Consider the following 11172-nt stretch of genomic DNA (forward strand, 5'->3'; position numbering starts at 1 on the left):
GAACGAGGAATGCCCCAACCTCATTATCCCAGATAAATAACTTCTTCAGGCTCTACAATATGTGCCTTTTTACCTAAAGCATTTTCTATCACACTGCGCAGTATCACCTGTTTGTCCTCTTCCCCATGTATAAGGTATACACGGTAAAGATCTTCCATTTTTGATATCCATTTAATGATCGCGTCTTGATCGGCATGGGCAGAAAAACCGTTGATCGTATGAATACTGGCTTTGATCAGTATATCTTCATGAAAGATCTTCACCCAGCGCGCACCGTCAACGATGTGACGTCCTAAAGTACCAACTGCCTGATACCCTACAAATATGACAGCATTTTTAGGATTCCAAAGACGATTTTTAAAATGATGGATGATCCTTCCCCCTGTACACATACCGCTCCCTGCAATGATAATGGCACGGGTATCTACTTCATTAATAGCCCTGGAGCCTTCTACATCGGGTGTATAGACAAGATCTTCAAAATCAAAAACCGTCCCATCTCTTTTTTTGTAATCCTGACATTGTTGGCTTAGTAGGTCACTATGGTTATTATACACTTCTGTCGCACGTGTAGCCATTGGACTATCTAAAAAGATTTTACAGTGAGGAAGTTCTTTTCTATCATGCATTTCCTTGAGAATACATAGTATCTCTTGTGTACGTTCCACAGCAAAAGAAGGAATCAATACATTTCCCCAATCACGTAATGTATCAATAATAACACGTTTAAATTCCACGATACTCGCTTCAATATCCTTATGGTTTCTGTCACCATAAGTTGATTCTACATACAGATAATTAGCATGAGTACATTTCTCCAAGTCTTCCATCACTAGATCGTTATCATTGCCGATATCACCTGAAAATACGATGGTCTGTTCTACATTATCTTCCTTATAAGTAATTTCAATAAAAGCTGCCCCCAGAATATGTCCAGCATCACGAAAAGTTACTTTAAGTCCTTCTTGAATAAGAGAGGAGTTATCATATTCTGGATAATGCCAAACAAGATCAAAAGATGCTTCAACATCATCCTCATCATATAGAGGTTCTCTTACCTCTCCTTCTTTACCGCGACGCTGTTCTTTTTTAAAATTAGTCTTATAATCCTCTTTCATGATCTTTGCACTATCAAGCAGTATGATCTCTGAAATATCACGTGTTGCTTCAGTAGCATAGATCACCCCATTAAAACCTTCTTTTACCAATTTGGGGATACGTCCAACATGGTCAAGGTGTGCATGGGTTATAAGAAGATAATCTATCTCAGAAGGATCAAAATCGAATGCACTATAATTACGATCTTCTTCAGGTCCCTGAAACATTCCACAATCAATGAGGATGCGAGGACCATGTTCGATCGCAAGTAAATGACAAGAGCCTGTAACTACCTTTGCCGCGCCATAAGAGGTTACTGTTGCCATGATGACTCCTTTTATATGAATATATTTTATTTTACTTTTTAAATAATATCTTTATGCTGAGCTTCTAATTCACTTATATTCTGAATAGTCTGTAGCACTGTATCAGGATTTAAACTTATAGATTCTATGCCCATTTTTACCAAAGCTTCTGCCATCTCCGGGTAGTCGGAAGGTCCTTGCCCGCATATACCGCTATGTCGGTGATTACGTTTAGCACCTTCTACTGCCATTTCTATCATTTTCATCACACCAGGATCACGTTCATCATAATCAAATGCCACTATCTCAGAATCTCGATCAACCCCAAGTGTCAATTGGGTTAAGTCATTAGAACCTATGCTGATACCATCAAAAAGCGTACAAAATGCATCTATCTGTATCACATTGTTCGGTATCTCACACATAACATAGACCTTTAAGCCGTTTTCACCACGTTTAAGACCATATTTCTCCATGGCATCCAATACCCTCTGTCCCTCTTCTACTCTACGACAAAAAGGGATCATTAAAATGACATTATCAAAACCCATCTCATCTCTCACATGTTTCATGGCTGCACATTCCAGCGCAAACCCCTCTTCATAGTTTGGATGTGTATAGCGTGATGCACCACGAAAACCGATCATAGGGTTGGCTTCATCGATTTCAAAGAACTCTCCTCCCAGCAAAGAGGCATATTCATTGGATTTGAAGTCACTCATTCTTACCACACATGGGTTAGGATAAACGGATGAAGCAATAGTGGCTACCCCTTCAGAGAGCACTTTTACAAAATATGACTGTGGACTGTCATATGCCGCTGTAAGTTGACCGATTTTTTTATCTGTAGCCTCATCAATTTTTTCAGGATGTATCAGTGCCATCGGATGTACTTTAATGGAAGTATTGATGATAAACTCCATTCGTGCCAACCCGATACCATCAACAGGCAGTGAAGCCAATGAAAATGCCATATCAGGATTACCAAGATTCATCATGATCTTAGTTTTGGTTTTCGATACACTGCTAAGGTCTGTTTTAATGATCTCAAAATCTAATTTTCCCTCATACACTAAACCTATCTCACCTTCGGCACAACTCACAGTAATTTCTTGACCATCTTCTAAGATACCTACTGCATTTTCAGCCCCTACTATCGCTGGAATACCCAACTCTCTTGAGACGATGGCTGCATGACATGTTCTTCCCCCACTGTTTGTCACGATAGCAGAAGCAATTTTCATCACAGGCTCCCAGTCAGGGCTGGTCGTTTCTGCAACCAATACATCACCTGCTTTAAAATTATCCAGTTTACTTGCATCAACGATCTTACATACTTTTCCCGAACCTATCTTTGTACCTACGGCTTGTCCTTCAAGCAATACTTCACTACGTTCTTTAAGATGATACATTTCCAACTGTGTACCTTCTTTTCTTGATTCCACCGTTTCCGGACGTGCCTGCACGATATAAATATGTCCATCCAACCCGTCTTTTGCCCACTCCATATCCATCGGCTTCTTATATCCTGCCTGTTTTGAATAGTGCTCTTCAATTTTTATAGCGTAATCAGCCAAAAGAAGTACATCATTATCATCGATACAAAACCGTCTTTGATCAGCTTTAGGGGTATCTATGTTTTTCGTATACTCCACAGCAAGATTACCCTGATGAATAGCCTCTGAGAAGACCATTTTGAGTGCTTTATCGCCAAGTCTTCTTTTGAGTACTGTACGGTGGCCTTTTTTAAACGTAGGTTTATGCACATAGAAACTGTCTGGAGCAATGCTTCCTTGAACAATATTCTCCCCTAAACCATACGCAGCATTGATAAAGACCACATCCTTAAAACCAGTCTCAGAATCAATGGAAAACATGACTCCGCTCTCACCTATATCACTTCTGACCATTTTCATTACAACCACACTCAAATAGACTTTCAGGTTGTCAAACCCATGGTCAAACTTGTAATGTATGGAACGATCAGTAAAATTAGAAGCCAAACAGCGCCTATAAGCTTCCAAAAGAGCATCTAAGCCATGAATATTAAGATAACTCTCATTCTGTCCTGCAAAAGAGGCTTCAGGAGAGTCTTCAGCCGTTGCCGAACTTCTTATCGCCAGCGTTATATCTTCACCATACTCCACTTTAAGTGCTTCGTAAGCGTCGCTTATCTGTGCAACCATAGTATCAGGAAGTTTACACTCATAGATGATCTCTCGACAACGCTTCCCACATGCTTGCAGTTGGACCACATCATCAGGATTCAAACTGTCAAGCTGGGCATGTAACTTCTCCCAGGCATCGTTGGTATCGAGTATTGCTCGATACGCTTCTGCAGTAATCGCAAAGCCATTAGGGATACGTATACCTTCTTGCGTAAGATTTTGATACATCTCACCTAGCGAAGCATTTTTACCACCCACCAGATCAACATCTTCAATACCAAGTTCATTAAACCATTTAATATACTGAGACATAATCTATCCTTTTTATCATTCTACTCATAAATAGTTAACAACAGAATATATTTTATTATAATATGTATTTATTACAACTACACAAGTATTGCATAAAATACATTTAAAATAACAGAGTAATCGATCTGCTATCAAGTGTATGTAAGTTATCAAGAGTTGTTTCTTTACACTCAAAATAATGGAGGTTATCGTCATGAAGAAAATAGCAATTATAGGAGCCAATGGTTTTATAGGGGAAAATATGCAATCTTTTTTCAAGGCAGAAGGCTTTGATGTGCTCCCTTTAGGTAAAGAAGATACCAAAAAAGATATTGTAGAGATCACCAAGGTGCTTGAAGGTGTAGATATCATTATCAATCTTGCCGGTGCACCCATAATCCATCGGTGGAATGATGCCTATAAAAAAGTACTCTATGATAGCAGGATCGTCACGACCAAGAAGATTGTAACAGCTATGTCTCACATGAAAAAGAAACCGGAACTTTTTATCTCTACTTCCGCTATCGGTATCTATGCTACAAACGGTCCAATGAGTGAATCAGACTATATCTACTCCGATAATTTTTTAGCAAAAATTTGTAAAGATTGGGAATATGAAGCTCAACAGGCGCATGATTTTACCCGAGTCGTCATTTTTCGTTTTGGCGTTGTACTGGGAAAAGGAGGCGGAGCACTCTCTAAAATGCTGCCATCATTCAAGTTGGGTATTGCAGGAACTATAGGAGATGGGACTGAACCGTTTAGCTGGGTACATATAACGGACCTTCTGAATGCTTATCTTTTTGTATTTAAGAACAATGACCTGGAGGGGACATTCAATCTCTCTGCACCCTACCCTGTAACAAACAAGGTGCTTACTAAAACACTTGGCAAAATCTTGCATAGACCGACAGTGATACCCTTACCAAAATTTGTCCTGAGATTTCTCTACTCAGAAGGTGCAACGGTATTGACCGAAGGACAATGTGTTATTCCTGAACGATTAGTGAAACATCACTTTATCTTCAAATACCCAACCATAGAAGAGGCGCTTAGAGAAGTATTAGATTAAATATTTCATGATGTACAAGGAAAAGAAGTACTCTGTATTTATGCTATAATTATTTTATGTTAAACGAATTAAAATCTCTGATCATTAAACCATCACTGCATCATCACAGTTATTCTCATGAAGTATGTGATGAGACTGTTCCAAACGAATTCAGTGTGCTTTGCTGGAATGTGCATAAGAACAATGATACTTTTTCATTCAGTAACTATATTGAAGAGTTTTCTAAAAGGAAACCTGTTGACTTCTATTTATTCCAGGAAGCTGATTTTAAACACAATAAAGAATTAAATCTTCCGAGTCTCACCTTTAATGCTGCAGCAAATTTAGAAAAAGGGCTTACTTTTTATGGTGTTTTAACAGCAAGTAAGTGCAAAACAGAGTACAGTAAGCCTTTTCTCTCGCATGGGAAAGAACTCATATTCGGCCCGCGTAAAAGTCTGCTTTTAACCAGACACTCCTTTGCAGACGGTTCCCCATTATTGATCTTAAATCTACATGCGATCAATTTTAGAGAAAATAGACACTACTACAAAGAGATAGACAACATCATGCATATCATCGATGATTACGACGGGGCGATGATCATTGCCGGCGATTTTAATTCCTGGAATAAACGCAGAATGAAATTCCTCCACAACAAAATGAAAGAACTGAACTTTGATCCTGTACCATTTTCCAAAAGTGATAGAGTGAAGTCTTTTATGAGAAATCATTTAGACTTTATTTTTTACAGAGGTATTGAACTTGTTGAGCAGAGTATAGAAAGAAACCATAACCTGTCTGATCATCATCCTTTATTTGCTAAATTCACCAAGCACTAAGAGAGATAGTTTTATATAAGGATCATTGTTTCACTTCATTCTTCACTGCATTGAGCAAAACACGATAAGTATTACGGTTAAAGAGGTAAGTTTTGGCATTAAATAAACTTTCGAACATGATCTTCCAAAGTGTTGAAAAGTTTTTCTCATCACGTACACTGCAAAGCTTGGCTTGCATTTGATACTCAAGTTCACTGAGTGCCTTGGCATGATGGGCATATGCTTTTAAAACAGTGTGATCTACTCCCACTTCCTTAAAATACATCACTAACCTAATGATACTCGCTTCTCTCTCTGTATAATCATCTTCATGTAAAGGTAACAATATACCATCCTGTAAAAGCGCTTCTAAAAGCGTTGTATCAACCTTGTAATATTCAATAAATTCTTCTTTGGTATAATGCTTCGCATCTGAAGGGATATCACTGAGTGTATTCATCAATGGCTGCAACATGGTTGCTGAACTGGATAAAGACTGATTTTGATTCTGTAGAGCAAACTTGATCTGCTCGTTGGTACTGCCTATCTCTTCTTTCATATATTTAATATAATGAATAAGTTCAATGTGTTCATCACTGTATCGATGCACATTGGATTTGATCTTCTTTGCTTCAGGGAGTAAGCCTTCTCTGATGTAATACAAAATCGTTGATTTAGGAACATCTGTCTTTGCCACAAGTTCAGATATCTTATATTCCATCTTTCTGCCTTTTACAATTAACTTTAATTTAAAGAATTATAGCATATAATTTAAAACGTTAAGTTAAACTTTACGTTTTTTATAAACCATCATTACACTAAGGAAAGAAATGGCACACATACCATTACCAGAATTTGAAGACATGTCTCCAGAAATTCAGAAAAGAGCACAACCCATCTTGGAACAAACAGGACAATTGGGTGAAATATTTAAACTGTTAGCCTTGGATGAAAAGATCTATTTTGCAACGGATGGAATGATTCAGAAGTATCTTTTAGATGAAACAACACTCTCTTATGATACGAAAGAATCCATCGCCCTGCTCATCTCTTTGGAGAATGGTTGCAAAATGTGTGTCGATGTACACAAAGGTATTGCAAAAATGCTTGGTATGTCTGAAGATCGAATCAAAGAAGTACTTCAGGGTGTTGATGCCATGCATGTTCCAGAGAGTGAGAAGGCCCTATTGAATTTTTGTATCAAAGCCTCTGGAAAAGAGAATTATAAAATCCTAAAAGAAGAGATAGATGCACTGAAAGAATATGGCTACAGTGACATTCAAATTCTTGAAGCTGTATCTATTACAGGGTATTTTAACTATATCAATACCCTTTCAAATGTATTTGGTTTGGGACAGTCATGAAAACTATATTCGGACTTATAAAGAAATTTCTCATTGGAGCTTGGGATTTTATCTTCTATCTTGTTGGAGCACCCTATGAACAACAGGCTAAAAAACTGGACTGGGATGAGAAGGATGCTGCGTTTAGAGGTCCCGAAAATCCAAAAACGAAAAAGACACATTACAGAGCCAATAAAGTGAGTAAACCCTAATGAAATTAAGAAAAATACTTCTCTTGGTACTTTTAACCAATATCATGACAAACGCTTCGACGATATTTACTCTATCCGGGGTCAACAAACTTTATTTAGTGGTGGAAATATCCGGTAAAACGATTCCCAAATCATATAAAAGTATGATCATGGAAAATTTACAAACAGTGACCGATGACTTGAAGATCGATACCACAGGTTATGACCCGAGATCTTTAGCTGTACTGGTCAATGAAACAAAGGTCGATGAGAATACGATGATCAATATTCAACTGATCATTGGTGAAGAAGTAAAACGTTTAGACAACAATGAAAAAACATTTGCATTGACGTACCAAAATATGGGGCACTTTGTATTGAATAATGGTGATGATCCAGAGGATGTATTTGAAGATACCTTGGACACAATGCTTGCAAAGTTCTCAGAACAATATATAGAAGAAAACAAAAAACTCACTAAAGTAATCATCAACGAAGAGAACTTTGCATCTGAAATGAAATATGAAACAAATTATGATGCAGCGGTCAAGAAATCCAAAAAACTACAAAAAAATATCATGCTTGTACTGGTGTCGAATTTCTGTCCCTGGTGTAGAAAATTTGAACAAAGAGTACTGCTTAAAAATGAGGTAAATGCTCTTATACAAAAAAACTATATTCCTCTTATTCTGAATAAAGAAAAAGATCCATTTCCAAAGGAATTTGATACGGGATTTACACCTATCATACATTTTATAGACTATAAGACACAAAAAAGCTATCAAAATGTCATCGGTTACAACAATAAAGATGAATTTACTTATATACTGAAATCAGACAATTTAGCAAAATAATATATTCAAACTATCTATCATATATGTGCACTTAAGTTAAATAAGATGTAAATATTTGCTTTTTTTTCAACTAAAAGATATAAGATGCATTTTTAGTCTATAATATAATCTAGGAAAATATAAAGGACCAATACATGGGGATCATAAAAGCATATAAATTTGCTGATGGTTTTGATTTTGACCTAATCAGGAAAGAAGTGCTTGGTACTTTTCGCGCAAAAGCTTTAAAAGATGTTCTCATCATTGCAAAAGACAACAATCTCTGTTTTTTGTTTAAATATGGTGTTGCTGTCTTCTGGGATTTTGAAGATGAGGAATACTTTCTGAAAACAATCAGTTCCTCTATTGGTGCAATAAAAATCTTAGAGGACTACAAGTATCATATTTCTACAATTCAGCCAGTCAAAATTGAGTTAGATACCATCTATATCGATTCTGATGATGAATTAAAAAAACTTTCCATATCCTATGCTATTGAGCAGTCTATAATGATGGGGAAATTTGAAGACTCGATTAAAAAAACACTCGAAGAAACTGAACATATTCCTTTGGATCTTGCAGAAAATGGTCGTGTCCACATGAGTAGACGGGAAATAGCCAAAGAAAGAGGACGCCTTTTTATTACGAAGTCAAACATATATTTACATTTTGAACTTTTAGATACACCAGAGTTTTTCTGGGAGTATCCTGAACTGGATATTTACTATCAAAGTATGAGAAAGTATCTCGAACTGCAACCACGTATCGAAATTCTTAACAGAAAAATGAATGTAATGCAGGAGATATTAGCTATTCTTGCAGATGAGCAAAACCATAAACACAGCAGTATTTTAGAATGGATAATTATTATTCTTATTGCAATAGAGATTATTTTATTTATCTTCAATGATTTTATATCATAGAATTTAAGTATCTTTGAAATTATAAGATAAGCTAAATGGTGATACTCTACAATACTTCAATGACACCATCTCTACCTAGACGATAGACATCAAAGTCATTGGCTATAAAAAGTCTGTTTTTGTACGATTGCTTTATCTCATTATAGATCAACTCTACTCCTTTTTCGCTCTTCATATTATACCTTGGATTAATATGTGTGGCGATCAGATTTTTTACACGGTTTTCCTGAACAACAGTACCAAGATCTTTAGCCGTGGTATGCATCACTTTAACTGCAAGGTTATCGTAATCATCTTGCGTGTAGGTGCATTCATGTACCAACAGATCAAGGTCTTCCAGATAGTCTCCTAAAACATCAGGCTTTCTATTGTCCCCTGCTATGATCAATGATCTTCCTTGTATAGGGGCAAGCGTATACTCTTCAGGTTTGAGTTCTTTCCCTTGAAAAATGACACTTTTTCCTCTTTGTAATTCACCATACAGTGGTGATGGTTCCAGCCCTATTTCTCTTAATTTTTCTTCATTTATCTTGTCATCTGTATCGTTCTCTTTTATATAAAAAGCAAAACTTTCTATGGAATGCTCAAGTGCTAAGACCTTCAATGAAAACTTGTCAAAAAGAAAAGAATCTTCAGCTATAAATTCTATGATCTTCAGCTCATAATTCAAGTTCTCAAATGAAACATCCATGACACACTCTAGAAATTTTTTGATGCCTTTTGGTCCATATATGGTTAGAGGTCTGAATGCGGTATCAAGTTTTTTAGAGCTCAACAGCCCTGGAAGACCATAGTAATGATCTCCATGCATATGCGAAATAAAAATAGTGTCGAGTTTTCCGATGGAGAGACTGCATCGTATCAGCTGATGCTGTGTTCCTTCACCGCAATCAAATAAGTACCACTTGTTGTCTTGCTCAAACTCTAATCCAATTGCAGAAACATTTCTTTCTCTAGTCGGTTTTCCGGCACTTGTACCTAAGAATGTCAGTTGCACCATTTTCTCCTTTGTCTATGATCTCTCATTCCAGGCATGCCAGATAGAATGGATATTGCTTTTCTGTTTTGAAATGATGAGGGTGATAGCAATATTTTCAATCATTGCAATCACTAAAAAATAGATCGCACTATGGAACAAAAGGTTATCATCAAAGACAAGAAGCACCAGCACACCGGCACTCATCAGTACCGCAGAGATTTTAGTGATCCATGTATGATAACTGGCAAGCTTCCCAAATTTTAAAAGAGAAAAAATGGCAGGCAGTATATAGATCACAATTGCAGCAACGATATAGTAAAGTTCTTCTTTCACGATATCTGGCCACAGCCACCAGACTGCGATAGGTGTACAAAGGTAGGTCAATATATCTCCATAGCTATCGAGCCTAGAACCTAGTTCACTGGTTTGATCTAACACTCGTGCTATAATCCCGTCAAGTACATCTGAAAGCAGCAGCATTCCAAAAAGTATAAAAAAGAGTATGGGCATTTCAAACCATCCAGCAAGCAGTATAAATGGTGCTGCAATAATACGAAATAAACTTAATGTGTTAGGGATATTGTGTGACAACATAAAAGCTCCTATCTATGATATTACCCTGCTAATATGAGTGAAAGTTACTATAAGAGCTGCAATGTATGCAAACATGACATTCAATAGTTAATGAAGAGGAATACGCTCCTCTTCATTGCGAAAGAGACTACTTAATTTTGATTTTCTTAGTCTCTTTTTTACTTTTCTTCATCTTCGGAATCACTACTTCCAGTACTCCATCTTGAGAATTTGCTTCGATATTTTCGGCATCTGTATTATCAGGAAGTGTAAAACTTCTTTGAAACTTACCATAAGAGCTTTCCTTCTTATAGTAATCTTTCTCTTTGATCTCTTTCTTTGTTTTTCTCTCACCTGAAATAGTTAAAACATTGTCTTTGAGATCCACATGGATATCATCTTTTTTAACGCCCGGTAGATCTACCTCTACATGATAGGCATAATCTCCTTCTCTCGTATTGACAGAGGGCGTAAAACCCGAAACATTTGAAAATTCACTTTCAATTTCCGGAAATTTTAATGCCCCCGCCATTCTCTCTTCTAAATCTCTAAACTCTCTCATTGGATCAAATTTCGTTAATAACATTATTGCTCCT

The 11172-nt window shown here is 36.8% G+C and carries 12 protein-coding genes; 6 read left to right on the forward strand and 6 right to left on the reverse strand.

Annotation, left to right across the window (positions count from 1 at the left end):
• Positions 1-23: 23 nt before the first annotated feature.
• Both LDM93_RS03710 and ppsA read right to left on the reverse strand, forming a co-directional pair.
• Complete coding sequence (locus tag LDM93_RS03710) at positions 24-1424, reverse strand: MBL fold metallo-hydrolase (RefSeq protein ID WP_223890720.1); 1401 nt, start codon at positions 1422-1424, stop codon at positions 24-26.
• A gap of 38 nt (positions 1425-1462) precedes the next feature.
• The gene (gene ppsA, locus LDM93_RS03715) at positions 1463-3883 is read right to left on the reverse strand and encodes a phosphoenolpyruvate synthase (protein ID WP_223890722.1); all 2421 of its coding nucleotides are present in this window, start codon (positions 3881-3883) and stop codon (positions 1463-1465) included.
• A gap of 193 nt (positions 3884-4076) precedes the next feature.
• On the opposite strand from ppsA, the gene LDM93_RS03720 reads away from it, so the two are divergent.
• On the forward strand, positions 4077-4934 hold the full coding sequence (locus LDM93_RS03720; protein ID WP_223890724.1) for a TIGR01777 family oxidoreductase: 858 nt from the start codon (positions 4077-4079) through the stop codon (positions 4932-4934).
• Positions 4935-4990: 56 nt separating this feature from the next.
• Positions 4991-5755: an endonuclease/exonuclease/phosphatase family protein gene (locus tag LDM93_RS03725; RefSeq protein ID WP_223890725.1), complete on the forward strand. Its 765-nt coding sequence runs from the start codon at positions 4991-4993 to the stop codon at positions 5753-5755.
• Positions 5756-5777: 22 nt separating this feature from the next.
• Here LDM93_RS03725 and LDM93_RS03730 read toward each other — a convergent pair whose 3' ends face one another.
• On the reverse strand, positions 5778-6455 hold the full coding sequence (locus LDM93_RS03730) for a MerR family transcriptional regulator (RefSeq protein WP_223890726.1): 678 nt from the start codon (positions 6453-6455) through the stop codon (positions 5778-5780).
• 109 nt (positions 6456-6564) lie between these two features.
• Here LDM93_RS03730 and LDM93_RS03735 point away from each other — a divergent pair, with 109 nt between their 5' ends.
• The 4 genes from LDM93_RS03735 to LDM93_RS03750 all read left to right on the forward strand — a co-directional run bounded on the left by LDM93_RS03735 (position 6565) and on the right by LDM93_RS03750 (position 9024).
• Positions 6565-7098, forward strand: coding sequence for a carboxymuconolactone decarboxylase family protein (locus LDM93_RS03735; RefSeq protein WP_223890727.1), 534 nt, complete (start codon positions 6565-6567; stop codon positions 7096-7098).
• Positions 7095-7289, forward strand: a complete 195-nt coding sequence (locus tag LDM93_RS03740; RefSeq protein ID WP_223890728.1) for a hypothetical protein — start codon at positions 7095-7097, stop codon at positions 7287-7289. Before LDM93_RS03735 ends, LDM93_RS03740 begins: the two co-directional genes overlap by 4 nt.
• Entirely contained in the window at positions 7289-8122 is an 834-nt protein-coding gene (locus tag LDM93_RS03745) for a thioredoxin family protein (protein WP_223890729.1), read from the forward strand. Before LDM93_RS03740 ends, LDM93_RS03745 begins: the two co-directional genes overlap by 1 nt.
• Before the next feature lie 134 nt (positions 8123-8256).
• Positions 8257-9024, forward strand: a complete 768-nt coding sequence (locus LDM93_RS03750; protein WP_223890730.1) for an RMD1 family protein — start codon at positions 8257-8259, stop codon at positions 9022-9024.
• Positions 9025-9070: 46 nt separating this feature from the next.
• Here LDM93_RS03750 and LDM93_RS03755 read toward each other — a convergent pair whose 3' ends face one another.
• The 3 genes from LDM93_RS03755 to LDM93_RS03765 form a co-directional block, all read right to left on the reverse strand.
• Positions 9071-10021: a ribonuclease Z gene (locus LDM93_RS03755; RefSeq protein ID WP_238480472.1), complete on the reverse strand. Its 951-nt coding sequence runs from the start codon at positions 10019-10021 to the stop codon at positions 9071-9073.
• Positions 10022-10036: 15 nt separating this feature from the next.
• Positions 10037-10597 (reverse strand): CDP-alcohol phosphatidyltransferase family protein, encoded by a 561-nt coding sequence (locus LDM93_RS03760; RefSeq protein ID WP_223890732.1) that lies wholly within the window; start codon positions 10595-10597, stop codon positions 10037-10039.
• A 127-nt stretch (positions 10598-10724) separates the two neighbouring features.
• Complete coding sequence (locus LDM93_RS03765; RefSeq protein WP_223890733.1) at positions 10725-11162, reverse strand: Hsp20/alpha crystallin family protein; 438 nt, start codon at positions 11160-11162, stop codon at positions 10725-10727.
• Positions 11163-11172: the final 10 nt, after the last annotated feature.

This window comes from Sulfurovum sp. TSL6 (assembly GCF_019972115.1).
Lineage (GTDB): Bacteria > Campylobacterota > Campylobacteria > Campylobacterales > Sulfurovaceae > Sulfurovum.